Genomic DNA, 18,140 nt, shown 5'->3' with positions numbered 1-18,140 from the left:
GGTAACGTGCCCGCGAGTTTTTCTTATCTTTTTTTCACGATCATGCGCAAACCGTTTTTGGGGCGCAGCGTCACCACCGGTTCCGGTTCGACCGGATTGTGCGGATCGGCGAGACGCAACTGGAATTTTTGAGCAATTGTAACGAGAATAAGCGTGGCCTCCATAATGGCGAAATGATTACCGATACAGACGCGCGGCCCCCCGCCGAACGGAAAGAAAGCAAACTGCGGGATTTCTTTAAGGAGATTGCCTGCAAATCGCTCAGGAATAAAGGCATCTGGATTATCGAAATATTTTGGATTGCGGTGCATGACATACTGGCTCATCATAATCGATTCGCCCGGTTTAAATGTATGTCCTCCAATCTCTATTTCATCCGTCACCTCACGGTTAATTGCCCAGGCGGCCGGATAGAGGCGCAGCGTTTCCCAGATTATATTTTCCGCGTATTTTAATTTCGGCAGATCATGTACGGTTACTTTCCGTCCGCCAAGCACTTGTTCGATTTCCGACCAGAGCTTTTGCTCCGCTTCCGGGTGTTGGGCGAGAAGGTATAGCGTCCATGACAATGTGTTTGCCGTTGTTTCATGGCCGGCGATGAAAATCGTCATGACTTCATCGCGTACCTGATGGTCGGTCATGCCCGTACCATCGTCTTCATCCCGTGCCGCAAGCAGCATGGAGAGTAAGTCGCCACGGTTTTCATCTTCGCTTTTCCGGCGTTCTTCAATAATCGAGAAAATGACCTTATCCAATGTTTCCGCTGCTTCTTTAAATTCGCGATTGCTTTTGGTCGGGATGCTTTCCGGAATATCAATAAACGAAGAGGCGCGTCGGCTTACATATTTTAACCCTACATCAATCGCATGCTCGATATCATTTAAATTTTTATTAATACTTGTCCCAAACATTGTTTTTGTGATAATGGAGAGGGTTAATTCCATCATATCTTTCGAGATAAGGCGCTCTTCGCCGTCCTTCCATTTACTGATGAGTTTCTCCCCATATTCCACCATCGTGTCGCCGTAGCTGACAATATGGTCTTGACGGAATGAAGGCTGCATAAGGCGCCGCTGACGCATGTGGAATTTTCCTTCGCTTGTGAGGATGCCTTCTCCGACGACTGCTTTGGCAACTTGTAGACCTTTTCCTTTTTTAAAGTGTGCTTGTTTGGTTACGAGTACTTCCTTAATATAATCGGGGTTGCTTATTAGATAAAGGTGCCGGGGACCAAATCTCAGGTGAACAATATCGCCATATTCTTCAGCGGCGCGGCGCAGAAATTCAAGGGGATTCTTGCGAAAAGCAAACAGATTGCCGGTAATGGGTAAGCCCTTTGGGCCGAGAATTTCGATTTCACTCATGTATGTTCCCTCCATTTTTGGTTATATTGTGTACTATCTCCCTTTCTTATTCTTTTTTTTATTTTTCCTTTATAAATCTTACGGAAAGACAAAAGAACATTGTCCGTGGGGAGGAGTTCGTGCTATGATTTGAAAAAAACGGGATTGCGAACTTCCTGTTTATTGTTGATACCTTAGCGGGTATGATAAAGACATACCATCGATTGAGGTGATAAGGGATGGAATATAACGATGCTATAAAAAATCGCCTCCGCCGCATTGAAGGACAGATTCGCGGAGTGCTCAGCATGATGGAACAGCAAAAGGATTGCCGTGATGTTGTCACCCAACTCACCGCGGTTCGTTCCGCTGTTGATCGCGTGATCGGATTGGTTGTGGCAAATAATATGGAAGCGTGTATACGCATGGAAATTGAAAAAGGAAATAATCCCGATCATGTTATTAAGGAAGCGGTTGATTTGCTTGTAAAAAGCCGCTAAGAAAGCAAAGCAGCACGTTATGTGCTGTTTTTTTGTGATACCAGTTTACTTACGACTTGAGAACAAAATGTGAAGATATGGAAAATATGTTGTTAGGGAGTGTCATTTCCGCGCTGTCGACCGGACTGAGCGCCGTGCCGATTTTGTTTCTTCCGCATATTTATCATTATGCACAGCATATACTGGTAGCGCTGGCCGCTGAAATAATGATGGTCGATTTCCCTAACATTATGATTCCTCCGATTGGACGGTGATTCCGTGACGCATCAACAGGGCGGTAGTGACACCGACACCTTTTCGTTTTGTTTTGGAAAATGTGCCATTATAAATCATGTTGCTGCCACAGGAAGGGCTACGTTCTTTCAAAATGGCTTCTTTAGCATTAACTGATTGCGCAATAAGCAAAACCTGCCGTGCACCTTGCAGGAACTGTTCTGTTACGTCATTGCCTTGATTGTCAATAACTTTTGCTTTCCCATCGAGTACATCAAATCCGTCGCCGCCCACAATTTCCGCCGGATTGCGGGGGGTTGACAGCCCGCCCAGTTGCTCTGGACAGACAGGAATTGCTTTTCCGTCTTTGACGAGTTGCTCAATTTCTGCTACCCGATTGTCTTTTTGGTCGTACCGGCATGCGCATCCCATTAAACAAGCGCTTATGATTTTCATCTTTGTTTCCCCTTTATCATTTTATTATTTGTGTTGTCAATCACACGATCATGTCGTTTCCGGTTTCTTTTGTTTTTTGTTGCAACTTCTGCAAGCTTTCTTCAAGATGAGCGATCAGCATGACTTTGCCTTGTTAGGGGAAAGCGCTTTTATCGTTGCTCCCCCGATTCTGCTGATGGCTCCGGTAATCATGGCACCTTTTCTTTCTATTGTTCATATATGCTGTTCCCTTTGAAATAGGGTGGAGAGGCAAATTATATTATACCACGTACCACAAAGTCTGAATCGAAGCCGCTGAAATTATACGGATGCTTAGTATTGAACAGCAAAATTCATCATAAGGCGTGCTATACTTGAAAAAAAGAGATAAATATGCGTACTGCGCGCGGAAGAAAGGGTGTACGAGCAGATGGAACATTTAATCAATCCGCGGGTTCGTGATATTCAAATTTCCGGTATCCGCAAATTTTTCAATCTTGTGCAGCAATACGATGACGCCATTTCTTTAACAATTGGTCAGCCTGATTTTGCTACGCCAGGTCATATTAAAGAAGCAGGAAAACGCGCGATTGATCAAAACTGGACAACATACACGCCGAACGCTGGCCTGCCTGAGCTGCGGGAGGCGGCCGCAGCGTTCGTTTGGAAAAAATACGGCTTACGTTATGACCCGGTGACGGAGATTATTGTGACGAACGGAGCGAGTGAAGCGATTGATATCGCGTTACGTACCGTTCTGACGGAAGGCAGCGAGGTTATTTTGCCGGGCCCGGTTTATCCTGGCTATGAGCCAATTATTCGCTTATGCGGCGCCACACCTGTATACGTGGATACACGTGAAACCGATTTTAAAGTCACAACGACGTTGTTAAGCGAGAAAATAAATAAGAATACGCGTTGCGTGATTTTACCGTATCCGTCCAATCCGACCGGCTGCACATTAGAACAGGATGAAATTGAAAAGATTGCTGCCCTCCTGGAAGACAAAGAGGTGTTTGTGATTTCGGACGAAATTTACAGTGAGCTTATTTACGAGAAAAAGCACCGCTCCATCGCTTCGCTTTCTTCCATGCGGGAAAAGACGATCGTTATCAATGGCTTGTCTAAATCTCATTCCATGACAGGATGGCGCATCGGATTTACGTTCGCACCTGCATATATAACATCGCAGATGGTGAAAGTGCATCAGTATAATGTTACATGTGCCAGTGCAATAAGCCAGTATGCGGCGCTTGAAGCATTAACGGAAGGCATCAATGACGCGGAGATCATGAGAGCCGAGTATGACAAGAGAAGAACATACGTGTATGACCGCCTTACAGAAATGGGGCTGGACGTTGTTAAGCCGAATGGCGCATTTTATATTTTTCCGCGTATTGGGCACTTTGGACTGTCTTCGTTTACATTTGCTTCGCGTCTTTTGGAAGAACAACGGGTGGCGGTAGTACCAGGGGACGCTTTTTCAGCTTATGGAGAGGGATACATCCGTATTTCTTATGCTTACGCGATGGAAGTGCTGGAAGAAGGGCTGAATCGTTTGGAAGCCTTTATCACATCTTTGAAATAGTTGAAATTACGAATGATGGTTAATCGAGAGCCATAAAGCAGAAGAGGGGAAGACGCGGCCGCAGCCGGGAGGCGATAGGATTGTCCGCTCGTGGCCGTCAGATGAGAAAGAGGAGCCTTGTCAGCTCCTCTTTTTTGTTTCATACGGCACGCCGATACCCGTAAACCCGAATAGTATCGTGATTACAGGACAAAGCAGACAGAAAAACGCGAACGGCGCATATTCAAAAACAGATACGCCAAGTACTCCGGAAATAAAGACGCCGCTGACGCCCCACGGAATAAGCGGATTTACAACGGTGCCGGCGTCTTCAAGCGTTCGTGCCAGATTTTTGCGTGCAAGACCGAGTTTTTTGTATTGCTTGACAAACGCATTACCGGTAAGAATGATAGACAAGTATTGCTCGCCGAGCAGTAAATTGATACCTATGGCGGATAAAGCGGTTGAAGCGATCAAGCGTCCGCGCGTCTGGATAAAACGTTGAATCATATCCATCAGTTGATAGATAATGCCAAGATGATATAGCAAGCCGCCCATGCTGAGCGAAAGAAAGATAAGAGAAACGGAAAACATCATGCTTTGAATGCCGCCTCGTGTTAGCAATGAATCAATGACTTTGTTTCCTGTCTCGGACGTAAAGCCATTTTGGATAATCCCGATCATGTCACCTATTTTCAATTCATGATTAAGCATGAACGCTACTGCAATTCCCGATAGAATACCAACCATCAGCGTTGGAATGGCCGAAATCCGGCGCATCGCCATGACCATGATGAGCAGAGGCGGCAACAGTGCCACAGGATGGACAACAGCATGTTCGATAAGCGCACGGTGCAGGCCCTCAATTTGTTCCTGCGGAATGGCTCCTGCGTTTCCGTTTCCGAGAAATAAAAACAGCAGGAGAGAAAGCAACAGCGCCGGAGTTGTTGTCCATGTCATGTGGCGAATATGGGTGAATAAATCGATGCGTGCTACTGTAGGCGCTAAGTTTGTCGTGTCGGACAGGGGCGACATTTTATCACCAAAGAACGCTCCTGATACTATCGCACCTGCTATCCAAGCGGGATTGATGCCTATCATCGTTCCCATGCCCATAAATGCGACTCCGATCGTGGCTGTCGTTGTTAGCGAACTTCCGGTGCAGGTTCCTACAACCGCAGTGATAAGCAGAACGGCGGCTAAAAAGTATTTTCCCGATAAAATGCTGAAACCGTATGCCATCATTGTGGGAACAGTGCCGCTTGCTATCCAAACGCTAATGAGTGCACCGATAAGAATAAAAATAAATATCGGCGTAAGTCCTGGCCGCACGCCTTCAATCATACCTTCTTCAACCGTTTTCCAGGGCACTTTTTTTATGGAACTAATAATGATTAAGAGAAAAAGGGATAAAAGTAAAGGAACGTGCGGAGGCGCCTGCCATCCGATAATACAGAAGCTAAGAATGCTGAGCAAAAACAATGTAATAAGCCCAGCTTCCGCTTTTGTAAATTTTGTTTCTTGGTGTTGCTCTGGCACGATTCATTCCTCCAAAAAATTTTACTACTTAAACGCTTGTACGCTTTTAAGCGTTAAATTAACTTTTTAAGAATACTCGATTAATAGTTTGTTTGTAAAGCATTATTTTAAAAGATGATAAAAAAAAGATGAGTTATACTGTCTAGTAGAAATCAATCCATAACAGAGAATGAAAGGCAGGAAAAACATGGGGAATGACGTGCTATGGTGGGAAGAAGAAAACAGGCAATTGTTGTCCGCAGTATGCCGAAATTGCCCGGAACCGCATTTTCAGCGGCGTTCAGGTGATTTACCGCATATCGGGTGCTGTGCGTATGAACCGGTATTTACTTTGTTTGAAATATATAAGATGATTGCCGCGGGAAAGACGGAATTCTTTCTCAAGGAAATATATGCAAATCCGCAAAATGAGATATACGACTATGAAATTGTGGCGGGTGCTAGCATTCAACCGTTATTTTACGAGCGTTCTTCGGAAGAAGATGAATCGCCGGCGGAGCGCTATGAACGTCTGAAACGATCGCCCAATACGGCGTATCTTGCGGTGGATGAGCGGCTGGCGTATGCGGTATGCCAGTTCTTTATTGATGGCAAAGGGTGCGGCCTCGACCCGCGCTTTAAAACAAGCATCTGTCGTTCCTTTATTTGCAGCTCGATTGAGGAGCAGTTGACAGAAGAGGAACGGAAGCATTTGAGCGCCTGGCAGCGCGCGATCCGTGATGAAGCAGAGCCGTTTCACAGACGACATAAAGCTATTTTAGAAGAGAAGGGGTGGACATTACACAATCACGTACATGGCATTGTGGAATACTTTCGCCAGGTAAGCCAAGAAGCCCCTCTTTTTTGATGAGAAAAGAGAGGCGCAAGCTGTGAGTTTTTCTTAATTTTACAATCCGGCGTGCGGTTACATAATATTTTTTATGCTAGGGCTATTAAGGCTGCTGAGCGTGACGTCTGTTTGACGGTTCTGCCGAATTTCGCAGACACCATTGCCGCTTCGGCTTGTCCTGGAGCGGCGGCCATACCTCCTGTTAGCATGTTTTTTGCCATTAAGGAAAAGAACATTAGCAGATGGATGGCATTGTTTCCTGTAATTATAAAAAAAGACAGAAAGTCATATAGCCTTTGTTTCGCCTATAAGCGAATAGAGACTATATGACTATGTTGATTGTTTTACAAATAAGGGGAAGAAATCTGGTGTATGGCTGCGCGAATAGGCATTTCGACAGCCTTTTTATACGTTTCTATCAAGCCTGCGAGGCGGAACAGTTCCCGGTTAGGTTTGGTATTCACTTCGATGATCCAGATTTGGCCTTTTGTATCAATTCCGATATCAATTCCAAACTCTATGAAAGAACCGAATTTTGATTCGATGTGTTGGGGCAATAATAAGCTTACTTGTTTAATGCCTTGCAGGATGCTTTCTGTTTCTTCGGGAGAAAAGCGTAGCGTAAGCAAGTTTTTTATGGGAACAGCGCGGCCCCCGCTTTGTAAATTGGAAGTAATGAGCTGTTGTGGAGATTGTTTGCCTACGATACCGGTTATTATCCACTGTCCTACCTCATTTTTTTGTACGAGTACACGGCTGTCACAGATGAAACCGGGGAGAAGCGCAAGATCGAGGCCTTGCTGTAAAATAAACGTGCGGCCCTGCCTTTGACACCAGAGCAGAAGGTAACGTTCGGCTGCAGGAAGAGAGCGGATCGTATTGCGGATGATGCAGCCTGTTTTATCTCTGCCGACCATCTCGAATATCTCGTGCTTGCGCTGAATACGGATGATTCCTTTGCCTCCCGAACCGTTAACTGGTTTTGCGTACAGGACTGGATATTTTCGTATTAGTTTTCCGAGTGCGCCCTGCTGTACGCGCATTGTTTCAGGCAGATGCGGGGCGATGTCGGAATGACCACTAAAAAACTGGTGCGCGTTCCACTTGTGAGCAAAACGGCTATTTAAATAAACAAGGCGGCTTTTGTTCCGGTATGCTGCGTACTTTTTGAATATCTCAGGTGTCATGTTACTAAAGCGGTCATATACAATATCGGGAGTCCGTGTCTTTTTGGCCTCCCATTTTTTTTCTTTTTTGTCGTATGCAAATCCGCGGACGATGTTTTTTTCTTCACAAATATCAGCTGGAGAGTAAACAACGAGCTCGCAACCGTATGTTTCAGCCACGAGCGCCAAGCGAGTAAGATATGTTTTGCCAGCGATAAAAGCGCCGTTGCGATAAGTTAACACTCCGATAAGTAGTTTTCTTCCAGTCATATTGTTTTCACGTCTTCTTTTCTCCAATCTCCTGCCGCAAGCCATAATGTCGGCTTTCCGGTAACGCCGCGCACGCAGGCGAACGCAACCATTCCGATGGTAAAGCAAGTTTTTAAGCTAGCCGTATTATCGGCTGCTACCCGCACGTACAATTTGCCAAGCCGGGAGAGCGCCGCGTTCGTCAGCGCTGTTCCGATCCCCTGTTCTCTTGCTTTCTGGTGGACAACGAGAAACGATTCCTGTGTCCCATACCCATAAACGGCGATACAGCCAAGCAATTTGCTGTTTTGGGTATAGATAAGAACAATATTCCCTTCCTCTTCTAGCATTTCCGCAGGCAATGCGCGCAGCCAGCGAATGGCGCGGGCGGTGATGCGTCTATCCCCATGTACATGAATGAAACGGAGCAATTTTTCCCGTGTTCGGGAAAACAAAGCGGGAGAAAGTTCATGAATGAACATGGCGTTTTTCACCCGAAATAGCAGCGAAATTTGCCTGATACTGTGCGTACTCGACGATGCGCCGCAACGAAAGTTTACGGATATGGGGTTCGTCGAATTTGCCCGGTTTGGCATTTGCCTCTATAAACCAGAGACGTGCCGTCTTATCAATGCCGATGTCTATGGATATCTCCCCGAGAGTAGGCCACTCTTTTTCAAGGGATCTGGCGATACATAACGCCATAAGCCGTATGTTTGAGAGCAGCTTTTCCGCTGAGTAATCCGGAAAAGCGGCTGAAAGGATGGGGACCGGAGGCTGCACGGAACCGCCGCGTGGCACGTGAGTCGTAATTTTACCGGAGCCGGCCAGCCGAACCCCGATGCCCGTCACCCCCCATTCACCTTTTCCGTCTTTTTGCACAAGCAGACGAATGTCAAAAAGTTTGTTATCAAATGTGGCGAGGTCAATTCCTTTTTGAATTAAGTAATGCTTTTTTACGTGCGGAGCGAGATAGAACCATGCTTCTTCTTTTGTTTTAAACATTTTTCCTACTGTTTTTTTTCGTTCTTGATGTTGCACGAGATAGTTTCCGCCACTTTGACGCTGAACCCGGTAAATTCCCTGCCCTGACATTCCATTTGCCGGCTTTAGATATACGAGCGAATAGGAAGAAATCATATTATAAAAAACATCTTTGGAAGAAAGCGGGAGCGTACGTGGCAGATAGGGAAGGGTCTCGGGATTGTTCTGTAGGGCGGCGTACAATTGTTGTTTGTTAAAAAAGTGTGGGTTATAAAGCGTTAGACCGGGGGTGGCAGAAAGCTGGTTTAGTGCGGCTTTTACATGCGCTTTTCCCTCATACGCTCGGTTTGGAATCCTGTTATAGAAAACATGCGGAAACGGAAGTTTTTCTTTTATCCATTTTTTTCTTTTTTTATCGAACAAGTATCCTCGCACGGTGCGAGAATTCCAGTCGATATTTTCCACTGGAACGACATAAACGAGCGCTCCCAGCTTTCTTCCTGTTTCGATAATATCAATAAAGTTGCTTTGTACACCGCGGAACAGACCGCCTCCTGCCACGGTTAAAATACCAATGAAAGGACCGATGGTAAGGTGTTTTTGCTGAGAACGGATTCGTACTTTTGAATTGATAGTATGGGGGCTGGGATGCTTACAGGTGATAAGCAGTGTTTTTTTCCAGCCACCAATGCGAAGGTGTAGCTTTTTCTTTGCCAGTAGGGTGTGCGGCGCTTTTTTCGCGGAAAAATGAAGGTGCCATGTACGATGCAAGGGGTGAATGGACACCCATCCCGTCGCGATTATACTCATATGCTCACCGACCCTTTCGCAACTGCGCAAGATAATGTGTATAGCGCAAAGGGTTGAGCCGTACATCCCGGTAATATGTGCTGTTTTCGATTCGACGAAATGAAGCGCGTCCTGGCTTGGAATTCACCTCAATCAACCAAACTTTGCCTCCCCTATCGACTCCAATATCAATGCCGAGTTCGACTAAGCGCCCGTGTTTGCTTTCTAGAAACGGTGGGAGTTCCTTAACGATGTATTCAATATCACTATAAATTTTCTGTAACTGTTCTTCGGTGAAATATTTGTTTAGAAATGGTTTACACGAATGCGCTTTGCCGCCGCCGCATAGATTGGACGTAAGGCCGTTTACTACTCCTGCCCGAATGGCGCGCCCGGTCTCAACCCATTCGCCTTGGCCATTTTTTTGTACAAGCACCCGGATATCAAAAGGGATGCCTTCCGGTGTGGAAAGCTCTAGATAAGGCTGGGCGATCATTTTTACACTAAATTGGTTGCGTAGCCAGAGCAAGAGCGCAGTACGATTGGAGAATTTGCGGTAAAAGATTTTGTTTTTAAAATCGCGCCCTTCGACTCGATGGCTTCCTTGTTTGGAGGTGATTTTCATAACGCCGATGCCAAGCGAATTGCGCATTGGTTTAATTACGACTGCATCGTACTTGTCGAGCATGTTTTTTATTACCTGCAGCGAAGTGACAAGTTCGGTTTCCGGCATATATGCGGCAAGGCCAGCGTGCTGGATAAGTAGGTTATGGTTTTTGAGTTTATCGCCCAGCACATGTCCTAGAAAAGTAATCGAAGGATCATTTTTTAGTTTTCGGATTTGCGTCTCATACTTCTTGCGATTAGAAAGCCGATCATAGACAAAGGTGGGGAAAGGAAAGCGTCTTTTTATCCATTTTTTTTGTTTTGTATACTGGTAACCAATAACAGTCCGGGTAACGAAATTAATCTGGGTTGGTAAAAAGACGTATACGGGCAGTCCGATACGTATCCCGGCCTGGCATAAATACGCGTAGAATGACTTTTCCGGAAATGGGTGATATTTTGTGCTTGGGGTCGCTAGGATGCCAAGATACCCCAACGTCTTTTTTATCATGGTGATAACCTCCTTTTCGAGGAACGTTTGATTTGCATTGTTTTTTTGCGAGGATTAGGTATATAACCGCTGCGGTAAAAACAGTAGTCGACCAGCCGAATGACAGAAGGGCGGGGCCCTTTACCGGCATTCGCCAAGGAGTTGTTTGTTTTTGAAGGTTTCGAATTGATTTCAAGCAGCCATACTTTGCCTGTTCTATCGACACCGAGATCGATGCCGAGTTCAGCATAATGTCCTTCCGTACACTGTTCGAACAGGCGGGCGATAAGAAGCGCGTGTTGCCGGACGGAAGCAGTGATGGAAGCGCGGGCGGCGGGGGAAAAACCGGCTGCAATCAGCGTATTGCCCAACGGAAGTATAGTGCCGCCGCGTGCTACATTAGAGACGATACTTTTGCAGGTGGGAGCACTTCGTCCGACAATAGATGTAATACTCCATTCACCGTTTTTATTTTTTTGGACAAGGGCCCGAAAGTCGACAATGCCTCCCTTGAGTTTGATTAAATGCAGTCCCTGTTGCATAAGATACGGTTGTTTACGCATACGGGAACGTAGCATTTGGTGCAGCAAGTTGAACGAGTTGTATCGCCGCGTTACCGTGTCATTGAGGGTAGCATACTGACATATATATCCATTTTGGGTACGGGACAGACGGATAATTCCGCGCCCCAGGCTTCCGCTCGAAGGTTTTAGGTAAATATAAGGATGCTTTTGCAGCATGGCTTGCAATGAAGCGGCTCCTTTATATAAATCCGTATAAGGTGTAAACGATGCTGTTTCTGGCAGCAAGGACATACGCTGATGAATTTGCCATTTATCCAGGAACTGTTCGTTGAAAAATAGGACGCCTTTTTCTTTTAAAATCGCGATTTTTTCTTTGGTCTCCTCCCTTTCTTCAACTTTGCGTGAACCGATTCGATTGTACGTGCAAAACGGTATAGGAAATACTCGCTTTATCCAATGACCATTGCGGTATGTCCAGCCGTTCACCATATCTTTTTCCCGCGAAATTTGATCGAGTGTGAAAATAAAGCCGAGCCCGCCGCGCAGGCGGCATGTTTGTGTCACTTCCCGACAGAAGTCGGTAATGCTGCCGAAAGGACCTTCGTCTGTTGGCACCATCCTTGAGATTAAAATACCGACAATCGGCCCGATAACTAGCCTCCTTGTTGCCGGGTGGAAGTGGAGTCCATACGCGATTTCTTCTTCTAATAGGCCGAGCCGCTGTGCGAAAGATTCTTTTATTTTTATGACGGATGAAGTCGTAATTTCAAAAGCGGCAGTTATTGTCCGCAATCCGTACATAAGTTCGAACGGTTTTTTGCCGACAATCCCGTATTGTTTGACAAAGGAAGCCGGGAGCAGCACATCGATCGCAGCAGGAAAAGACTGGTCGGGTGTGCGCTGGATACGCGTATAACGTTGTGGCAAGGCTCGCTCCCCCTTTCCTACATCTATATATCATCCCTTCATCTTATGAAAAAAAGAAAGGGAGCGTGAGTATTCTCCTATTTGTTTGTTTGTTTGTCGTACATAACGCTGGTACAATAAGAAAAGATGGACAAGAAAAGAAAATAATGGAGGGTAGAAGTATGAAGATTACGTATCATGGACATTCTTGCGTACAGGTTTCTCATGCGGGCAAATCTATCATTATTGATCCGTTTTTGACTGGAAACCCACTGGCGGTAACAAAAGCGGAAGATATCGAAGTGCAATATGTATTGTTGACGCACGCACATGGCGATCATATTGGTGATGCGCTTACTATCGCAAAGCGGAACAATGCCATGATTATCGCCACACATGAATTGGCTACATACATGGGATGGCAAGGCGCAAATGTCCACGGAATGAATCTTGGCGGCGCCTATGAATTTGAGTTCGGCAAAGTGAAAATGACACAGGCGTTCCACAGTTCTGCCATTGTGCTGGAAGACGAAAGACAAATTATTTATGGTGGCATGCCGGGCGGGTTCCTCATCACAATGGGAGGCAAGACACTCTATCACCTTGGGGATACCGGATTATTCAGCGATTTGAAATTGATTGGCGAGCGAAACGATATCGATGTGGCATTTGTACCGATTGGCGACAACTTCACAATGGGGCCAGAAGATGCGTTGCAGGCGGCTGAATGGGTCAGCGCCAAGCTGACGGTTCCGGTGCATTACAACACGTTCCCGCCGATTAAGCAAGATCCGGAAGCTTTTATTCATAATCTGGAAAACAAAGGATTAAAAGGAAAAGTTGTAAATCCGGGAGAAGAATTGGAAATATAATAGATTAGTAATAGTTTTGTAATATGTGTGTAATATTGATGAGGTATCTTAAAAGTGTGATGAAAAACCCCCTTTTTATATACCTCTTGTGTTTTGGGCGGCGTACAAGCCGCTCTTTTTTTCGTAAGATAAAGCGAGAGCGGAAAAAGAAATGGCCTGCCACTTGATCTCCTCGTACTTAAGGAAAGAAGTGTCAGGCCTTTTAAGCTGTGCTTATGTGAGGCGAGAATGCCTAGCAATAGGTATATAAGGTACTAATGTAAAGTTCGAAAGGTTTGTGCTCATGATTTTTTAGTATTTTTACCAATCATTAAATTCAATTTTTTGAATGACGACATCCGTTTTTCCGTTTGGTGTATTTAAAGTAAATGCTTCGTTTGTTGAGCGCAGTATGAGTTGCCAACCTACCGGAGAAAGAAAAGAAATGTATCCAGAATCTGGGTTGGCTTTTTCGGGAAAACATAAAGTGAAGGAGTCTGTTTCCTGCCCTTGCTCATAAAATAGCAATACTTTACTTCCGATAAACACGCGAGACATTATTGAAGTAGGGCCCGCGTTAAATGTTGAAAGAAAACTCTCAACTTCTTGTACATATTGATCGAAAAACTTGTCCACTTTACTTCGTTCCAAAAGGTTTGAAGGGAAGTAAGTATCTAAGAAAGTATAACGATGTTCATCAATAAATGCTAGCTGTTCAACTAAACGCTTTTGCAAAGGATGATAACTATGGTTCATAGTAGATTTCTCCTAAAGCTGGATTTTTTCTTGGATTCGGTTTGGTTGTGATACTTATCGTACTCATATAATCCTCCTTATTACATAGATTTAGGTGCATGATAAAAAAACACCCATTATATATTTTATCATTAACAACCAGGAAATTTTATCTAAAAAATGAAAATTTCGCGCCTTGTTTTCTTGGTTGCATCTATCTCCCATAATGCGTAAGATAAATAACAGTGCATAAAATCTCGAAACAAATAGGTGATTCTACCCATGCGTCTACGTAAAAAACCTGGCGTGCGCGAAGCGATGGCCAACTATCCGAAACTTGTCCCACAGGATGCGGAACAGTACAAAGGCAAGTGGCGCGAGTTTTTTGGCAACAACAATCCAATACATGTCGAACTCGGTACTGGTAAAGGCAACTTTATTACGACGCTTGCCGAACAAAATCCGCATATCAATTATTTTGGTGTCGAATTGCATGAAGAGGTGCTTATTAAAGCCGTGAAAAAAGCGGAGGAAAAAGGGCTTGCGAATATTGCATTTCTCTGGATTAACATTCGCGAACTTGAAAGCTATTTTGCACCCGCAGAGGTAGACAGGTTCTACCTTAATTTCAGCGATCCTTGGCCGAAAAAGCGCCACGCAAAGCGTCGCCTGACCCATAATGATTTTCTAAAACAGTACAAAAAACTATTAAAAGCGGAAGGCTGTATTCAATTAAAAACGGACAATGAGGGATTATTTGAATACAGTCTCAATCGATTCGCAGAAGAGTTGTTTTTGTTGAAAGAAATTACGTTTGATTTGCATAACAGCGAATACGCGGAAGGCAACATCATGACTGAGTATGAAGCGAAATTTGTACAGAAAGGGATGAAAATTTTCCGCTGTATCGCCGCGCATCCAGCGCAACTGGCGGCCAATTTTGTGGAGAATGAATAATTTCTTATCATTCTGATTTCTCAGCCTCGCGCATATACTGTACAAGCGTAAAGAGAAAAGGAAGCGTTATATCCAACTTCCTGTTTACGCTTATTACAGCAAAACGAGGTGAAGAATATGAGGAATGATTTTCGGCATATTATTTATCTGATTTTCGCATTTTTGCTTGTATTATATAGCTTGCCGCGCCTTCCGCTTTTGCGCAGTCAAACAGAAGCGGTCTTGTTCAGCGTTATATGGCTCACATTCGCTCTTCTTATTATTGGCTCTCAGCTTTATCAAATCATTGATGGATGGGCGAAGGCAGAGCAATCACCGTTGCTTGCTATGACGCAGGATGAGCAGAAGGTTGGAAGAACACAACCCGATTATGAATAGTACAGAGGAAGCCGCCTTATCAAGGCGGCTTATTTTCTGTTTGTGATTGTTATAACAAAGAAGTATAATAAAAATAATACAGATTGATACAGAAAAAAGGTGAGTCTATGGCAACGAAACATGAACAAATTCTTCAGCATATCGAAGATTTGGAAGTAGGTACCAAGATTTCCGTGCGCCAGATAGCAAAAGATTTGGAAGTGAGCGAAGGAACGGCGTATCGGGCGATTAAAGAGGCGGAAGCGCAAGGATTGGTCAGCACGATTGAACGTGTAGGAACTGTACGGATCGAAAAGAAGAAAAAACAGAATATTGAGAAGTTAACGTTCGCTGAAGTCGTAAACATTGTCGATGGACATGTGCTTGGCGGACGGGAAGGGCTTCATAAGACGCTGAACAAATTCGTTATTGGAGCGATGAAACTGGAAGCGATGATGCGTTATGTGGACGCGGGCAGCCTTTTGATAGTTGGAAACCGTTATCAGGCACACAAGCTTTCCTTGCAACACGGAGCGGCCGTATTAATTACCGGTGGTTTTGACACAAGCGAAGAAGTAAAGAAATTGGCGGACGAATTGAAGTTGCCCATTATCTCCAGCAGCTATGATACGTTTACGGTGGCAACATTGATTAACCGTGCGATCGATGATCGTCTTATTAAAAAAGAAATCATGATGGTGGAAGATATTTTAATTCCGCTGGAGGATGCCTATTATTTGCAGGCAAATCATACAGTAGGAGATTGGCGCCGGATGGTAGAAACAATCGGGCATGGCCGCTTTCCGGTTGTGGACGAAAACATGAAAGTGCTTGGCGTGGTCACAACAAAAGATATTGTAGGGCACGATTATAATGTTCCGGTAGAGAAAGTAATGACGAAGAACCCGATTACCGTAATGGCGAGGGTTTCGGTCGCGTCGGCGGCTCATATGATGGTGTGGGAAGGCATTGAGATGCTTCCGGTTGTAGACAATCACCGCCGCCTGCTGGGGATTATTACTCGCCAGGACGTATTGAAAGCGTTGCAGTATATCCAGAAGCAACCCCAAATGGGAGAAACGTTTGCAAACCAGATTATGAACCGATTCCATGAAGAAAAAGGAGAAGGGGGCATTTATTTTCGAGGAGAAGTAACACCGCAGATGACGAACCATCTCGGAAACATTTCCAGCGGGGTGCTGACTACCCTCGTCTCCGAATCTGGAAGCCGAGCGTTGCGCCAGTATAAGAAAGGCGATATGGTGCCGGAAAATATTACGGTGTATTTCTTAAAACCGGTACAAATCGAGAGCACGATTGAAATCCGCCCGCGCGTGCTGGAGGTGGGCCGAAAATTTGGAAAGGTGGAAGTCGAAGTGTACCATCAGGGTATGCTTGTTTCAAAAGCAATGATGACCGTGCAGGTTATCGAACGATAAAACAAGAAAGCGGAGTCGCGGCTCCGCTTTATCTTTTATTTTGTTGTTCTCTTTTGAGCTTCGTAAAGTATGTAAGATTACGGATTCCCATAATCAAGTTAACCGCGCCTATAAAAAGGAGAATAATACCAATAACCAAACGAATTGTATCCACATCGTCAAACATAAGCTGATTAGTACCGACACCGAGCAAGAATATGCCCATGCCGATATTCATGCGCGCCTGATAAATTCGAGCGATCACACCGGGTTGGCTGCGCCATGTAATCGCGTAGTAAATAGCAATGGTAGCTGATAAAATGATAACGATGGTAAAAATGGACGATAATGGCAATGATTGAACTCCCTTTCCTGCATTTTTCTTCAATTCATTTTTGCATTCATTTATCCAGTAATTATAAACAATGGCCGCTTTTCGGCAGGGAAAGCGGCCGTGCTTTCGCGTTATGAATGGGGGCGGGTCTCGTGTTCTGTACCGTCCGCGGGAATGAACCAGCAGCCCAAGGATGTTTTGTCGACATGAACATTTAGCTTCTCTTCCTTGATGTAGCGTTCCATCAGTTCCGTAATTTCTTGCGTTTCAGAGAACGCGGAGAACCCTTTTTTTAATTTTTTGACTTTAGCGCGAGCCATTTCTCTTCGACTAATAACCATTGTTCATTCCTCCTTTTTTTTATTTTACTAAAGTTTGCAAGCGGTGGCGATAGGAAGACTATCTTTTTTCTTCAACCCGGATATAAAAATGCAAGGAGGGCGAAATCACAAGTGTAGACAAGTGCAGTAAATATGTCCGTCCATCGATTGTGTATGTGCGTTCCGCAAGCATTATTCCGATCCCTTCATGAAAACTGGCGACATAATCCAGCGGCTTTCCTTTAAGAAAATATAAGTCCTTGAGCAGCTTTTTTTCCAGTTCTGTTCCCACGAACTCGTCTTGTGTTTGCAAATGAATTTCTATTTTTTCTACCACTTTTTTTTCTTTTTGAATCAAGTTTTTTCTTATTTCTTGATACTCTATTAGTTGTTCTACATATTGAATATTTTCATTTTCTAGTTTACGGGCTTTTAAATGGAGCCTGTCCATTTCGTCTCCTACCATGAGAAGAAGCGCGCACATTCCTGCAATCACCCCGAGAAGAAAAAGAAGAACAAACCGGAGGGAGCGCCGAAAAGCGGAAGCAGAAGGCACCCTCATGAAGGCTCACCACGGATGAGCCATTGGATCATGCGTGTGCCTGTATCCGCACCAATAAACGCGCTGATGATAAAAATAATTTGTTTAATAACAGGAGACATGTTGCCGTCGAGAATGACGCGCTCGATTTGCATAAATGAATCAAAGGTGCCACCAAGTGCGCCGACCATTCCCCATATTTTTAATTTGACCGCGAGCGTTTCCATTTCATGAAACGGAGGCTGCCGGGTTAGAAAAGCTGCCAATCCCCCCAGAATAGCACCTCCTAGGACAATGCCGAAGGCGACAAAAAAGTACATCACCATATGGCTAACTAAATAGCCGAACAACGATTTGTTCACAGGAGATTTACTCCTTTCTATAATAAAATAGATTTGTTTTCATGCTTTGATGAACCGTGAAAATATCCTGATATATCAATCTGTATGGGAGACAGGCTGCAAATAGAAGGGGAATATTTGTTCTT

The 18,140-nt window shown here is 44.7% G+C and carries 21 protein-coding genes; 8 read left to right on the top strand and 13 right to left on the bottom strand.

Translation table 11 applies throughout. From position 1 onward, the window contains the following. Window positions 1–23: 23 nt before the first annotated feature. On the bottom strand, window positions 24–1,364 hold the full coding sequence (locus tag ACH33_RS14885; RefSeq protein WP_057899725.1) for a cytochrome P450: 1,341 nt from the start codon (window positions 1,362–1,364) through the stop codon (window positions 24–26). Between the two features lie 218 nt (window positions 1,365–1,582). Between ACH33_RS14885 and ACH33_RS14880 the strand changes: the two genes are divergently transcribed. Together ACH33_RS14880 and ACH33_RS19470 are read left to right on the top strand one after the other, a co-directional pair. Further along, window positions 1,583–1,843: a metal-sensitive transcriptional regulator gene (locus ACH33_RS14880; RefSeq protein ID WP_057899724.1), complete on the top strand. Its 261-nt coding sequence runs from the start codon at window positions 1,583–1,585 to the stop codon at window positions 1,841–1,843. A 56-nt stretch (window positions 1,844–1,899) separates the two neighbouring features. Next, a complete protein-coding gene (locus tag ACH33_RS19470; protein WP_162265045.1) occupies window positions 1,900–2,097 on the top strand; it encodes a hypothetical protein in 198 nt (65 codons plus the stop codon). On the opposite strand, the gene ACH33_RS14875 is transcribed toward ACH33_RS19470, so the two are convergent. Continuing rightward, on the bottom strand, window positions 2,072–2,512 hold the full coding sequence (locus ACH33_RS14875; protein WP_057899723.1) for a 2-thiouracil desulfurase family protein: 441 nt from the start codon (window positions 2,510–2,512) through the stop codon (window positions 2,072–2,074). The genes ACH33_RS19470 and ACH33_RS14875 overlap by 26 nt on opposite strands. A gap of 409 nt (window positions 2,513–2,921) precedes the next feature. Here ACH33_RS14875 and ACH33_RS14870 point away from each other — a divergent pair, with 409 nt between their 5' ends. After that, window positions 2,922–4,079, top strand: a complete 1,158-nt coding sequence (locus ACH33_RS14870) for an aminotransferase A (protein WP_057899722.1) — start codon at window positions 2,922–2,924, stop codon at window positions 4,077–4,079. Window positions 4,080–4,199: 120 nt separating this feature from the next. On the opposite strand, the gene nhaC is transcribed toward ACH33_RS14870, so the two are convergent. After that, window positions 4,200–5,597, bottom strand: a complete 1,398-nt coding sequence (gene nhaC / locus ACH33_RS14865) for a Na+/H+ antiporter NhaC (RefSeq protein ID WP_057899721.1) — start codon at window positions 5,595–5,597, stop codon at window positions 4,200–4,202. A 169-nt stretch (window positions 5,598–5,766) separates the two neighbouring features. Between nhaC and ACH33_RS14860 the strand changes: the two genes are divergently transcribed. After that, window positions 5,767–6,444, top strand: coding sequence for a hypothetical protein (locus ACH33_RS14860; protein ID WP_162265044.1), 678 nt, complete (start codon window positions 5,767–5,769; stop codon window positions 6,442–6,444). 326 nt (window positions 6,445–6,770) lie between these two features. Here ACH33_RS14860 and ACH33_RS14855 read toward each other — a convergent pair whose 3' ends face one another. From ACH33_RS14855 to ACH33_RS14835, 5 genes are read right to left on the bottom strand one after another with little or no spacing between them, the layout of a single operon-like run. Beyond that, complete coding sequence (locus ACH33_RS14855; RefSeq protein ID WP_057899719.1) at window positions 6,771–7,862, bottom strand: YheC/YheD family endospore coat-associated protein; 1,092 nt, start codon at window positions 7,860–7,862, stop codon at window positions 6,771–6,773. After that, window positions 7,859–8,323, bottom strand: coding sequence for a GNAT family N-acetyltransferase (locus tag ACH33_RS14850; protein WP_057899718.1), 465 nt, complete (start codon window positions 8,321–8,323; stop codon window positions 7,859–7,861). The genes ACH33_RS14855 and ACH33_RS14850 overlap by 4 nt, the downstream gene beginning before the upstream one ends. Continuing rightward, a complete protein-coding gene (locus ACH33_RS14845) occupies window positions 8,310–9,635 on the bottom strand; it encodes a YheC/YheD family endospore coat-associated protein (RefSeq protein WP_057899717.1) in 1,326 nt (441 codons plus the stop codon). The genes ACH33_RS14850 and ACH33_RS14845 overlap by 14 nt, the downstream gene beginning before the upstream one ends. A gap of 4 nt (window positions 9,636–9,639) precedes the next feature. Beyond that, complete coding sequence (locus tag ACH33_RS14840; protein ID WP_057899716.1) at window positions 9,640–10,731, bottom strand: YheC/YheD family endospore coat-associated protein; 1,092 nt, start codon at window positions 10,729–10,731, stop codon at window positions 9,640–9,642. Beyond that, on the bottom strand, window positions 10,728–12,161 hold the full coding sequence (locus ACH33_RS14835) for a YheC/YheD family endospore coat-associated protein (protein ID WP_057899715.1): 1,434 nt from the start codon (window positions 12,159–12,161) through the stop codon (window positions 10,728–10,730). Before ACH33_RS14835 ends, ACH33_RS14840 begins: the two co-directional genes overlap by 4 nt. Window positions 12,162–12,322: 161 nt before the next feature. On the opposite strand from ACH33_RS14835, the gene ACH33_RS14830 reads away from it, so the two are divergent. Further along, window positions 12,323–13,012: a metal-dependent hydrolase gene (locus tag ACH33_RS14830; RefSeq protein ID WP_057899714.1), complete on the top strand. Its 690-nt coding sequence runs from the start codon at window positions 12,323–12,325 to the stop codon at window positions 13,010–13,012. A gap of 300 nt (window positions 13,013–13,312) precedes the next feature. On the opposite strand, the gene ACH33_RS14825 is transcribed toward ACH33_RS14830, so the two are convergent. Beyond that, window positions 13,313–13,747, bottom strand: coding sequence for a GreA/GreB family elongation factor (locus ACH33_RS14825; RefSeq protein WP_057899713.1), 435 nt, complete (start codon window positions 13,745–13,747; stop codon window positions 13,313–13,315). A 261-nt stretch (window positions 13,748–14,008) separates the two neighbouring features. On the opposite strand from ACH33_RS14825, the gene trmB reads away from it, so the two are divergent. The 3 genes from trmB (at window position 14,009) to ACH33_RS14810 (ending at window position 16,479) form a co-directional block, all read left to right on the top strand. Next, complete coding sequence (gene trmB, locus ACH33_RS14820; protein WP_057899712.1) at window positions 14,009–14,683, top strand: tRNA (guanosine(46)-N7)-methyltransferase TrmB; 675 nt, start codon at window positions 14,009–14,011, stop codon at window positions 14,681–14,683. A 117-nt stretch (window positions 14,684–14,800) separates the two neighbouring features. Continuing rightward, window positions 14,801–15,061 carry a hypothetical protein gene (locus ACH33_RS14815; RefSeq protein WP_057899711.1) on the top strand — a complete coding sequence of 87 codons (261 nt, stop codon included), beginning with the start codon at window positions 14,801–14,803 and terminating at the stop codon, window positions 15,059–15,061. Between the two features lie 107 nt (window positions 15,062–15,168). Then, a complete protein-coding gene (locus ACH33_RS14810; protein ID WP_057899710.1) occupies window positions 15,169–16,479 on the top strand; it encodes a CBS domain-containing protein in 1,311 nt (436 codons plus the stop codon). Window positions 16,480–16,507: 28 nt separating this feature from the next. Here ACH33_RS14810 and ACH33_RS19715 read toward each other — a convergent pair whose 3' ends face one another. The 4 genes from ACH33_RS19715 to ACH33_RS14790 form a co-directional block, all read right to left on the bottom strand. Next, the gene (locus tag ACH33_RS19715) at window positions 16,508–16,813 is read right to left on the bottom strand and encodes a YtpI family protein (RefSeq protein ID WP_057899709.1); all 306 of its coding nucleotides are present in this window, start codon (window positions 16,811–16,813) and stop codon (window positions 16,508–16,510) included. Window positions 16,814–16,923: 110 nt separating this feature from the next. Then, the gene (locus ACH33_RS14800; protein ID WP_057899708.1) at window positions 16,924–17,133 is read right to left on the bottom strand and encodes a YtzJ family protein; all 210 of its coding nucleotides are present in this window, start codon (window positions 17,131–17,133) and stop codon (window positions 16,924–16,926) included. Window positions 17,134–17,191: 58 nt separating this feature from the next. Further along, window positions 17,192–17,596, bottom strand: coding sequence for a sporulation membrane protein YtrI (locus ACH33_RS14795; protein WP_156424091.1), 405 nt, complete (start codon window positions 17,594–17,596; stop codon window positions 17,192–17,194). A gap of 74 nt (window positions 17,597–17,670) precedes the next feature. Then, entirely contained in the window at window positions 17,671–18,015 is a 345-nt protein-coding gene (locus ACH33_RS14790) for a YtrH family sporulation protein (protein WP_236781898.1), read from the bottom strand. Between the last annotated feature and the right edge of the window lie 125 nt (window positions 18,016–18,140).

The sequence above is a fragment of the Aneurinibacillus sp. XH2 genome (genome assembly GCF_001439585.2).
Classification (GTDB): Bacteria; Bacillota; Bacilli; order Aneurinibacillales; family Aneurinibacillaceae; genus Aneurinibacillus; species Aneurinibacillus thermoaerophilus.
This window is presented reverse-complemented; position numbering and strand designations above follow the sequence as displayed.

Bases quoted from the DNA above. Each gene is read 5' to 3' on its own strand.
- ACH33_RS14885 (WP_057899725.1), bottom strand. From the start codon at position 1,364: ATGAGTGAAATCGAAATTCTCGGCCCAAAGGGCTTACCCATTACCGGC.
- ACH33_RS14880 (WP_057899724.1), top strand. From the start codon at position 1,583: ATGGAATATAACGATGCTATAAAAAATCGCCTCCGCCGCATTGAAGGA.
- ACH33_RS14875 (WP_057899723.1), bottom strand. From the start codon at position 2,512: ATGAAAATCATAAGCGCTTGTTTAATGGGATGCGCATGCCGGTACGAC.
- ACH33_RS14870 (WP_057899722.1), top strand. From the start codon at position 2,922: ATGGAACATTTAATCAATCCGCGGGTTCGTGATATTCAAATTTCCGGT.
- ACH33_RS14860 (WP_162265044.1), top strand. From the start codon at position 5,767: ATGAAAGGCAGGAAAAACATGGGGAATGACGTGCTATGGTGGGAAGAA.
- ACH33_RS14855 (WP_057899719.1), bottom strand. From the start codon at position 7,862: ATGACTGGAAGAAAACTACTTATCGGAGTGTTAACTTATCGCAACGGC.
- ACH33_RS14850 (WP_057899718.1), bottom strand. From the start codon at position 8,323: ATGTTCATTCATGAACTTTCTCCCGCTTTGTTTTCCCGAACACGGGAA.
- ACH33_RS14845 (WP_057899717.1), bottom strand. From the start codon at position 9,635: ATGAGTATAATCGCGACGGGATGGGTGTCCATTCACCCCTTGCATCGT.
- ACH33_RS14840 (WP_057899716.1), bottom strand. From the start codon at position 10,731: ATGATAAAAAAGACGTTGGGGTATCTTGGCATCCTAGCGACCCCAAGC.
- ACH33_RS14830 (WP_057899714.1), top strand. From the start codon at position 12,323: ATGAAGATTACGTATCATGGACATTCTTGCGTACAGGTTTCTCATGCG.
- ACH33_RS14825 (WP_057899713.1), bottom strand. From the start codon at position 13,747: ATGAACCATAGTTATCATCCTTTGCAAAAGCGTTTAGTTGAACAGCTA.
- trmB (WP_057899712.1), top strand. From the start codon at position 14,009: ATGCGTCTACGTAAAAAACCTGGCGTGCGCGAAGCGATGGCCAACTAT.
- ACH33_RS14815 (WP_057899711.1), top strand. From the start codon at position 14,801: ATGAGGAATGATTTTCGGCATATTATTTATCTGATTTTCGCATTTTTG.
- ACH33_RS14810 (WP_057899710.1), top strand. From the start codon at position 15,169: ATGGCAACGAAACATGAACAAATTCTTCAGCATATCGAAGATTTGGAA.
- ACH33_RS14800 (WP_057899708.1), bottom strand. From the start codon at position 17,133: ATGGTTATTAGTCGAAGAGAAATGGCTCGCGCTAAAGTCAAAAAATTA.
- ACH33_RS14795 (WP_156424091.1), bottom strand. From the start codon at position 17,596: ATGTGCGCGCTTCTTCTCATGGTAGGAGACGAAATGGACAGGCTCCAT.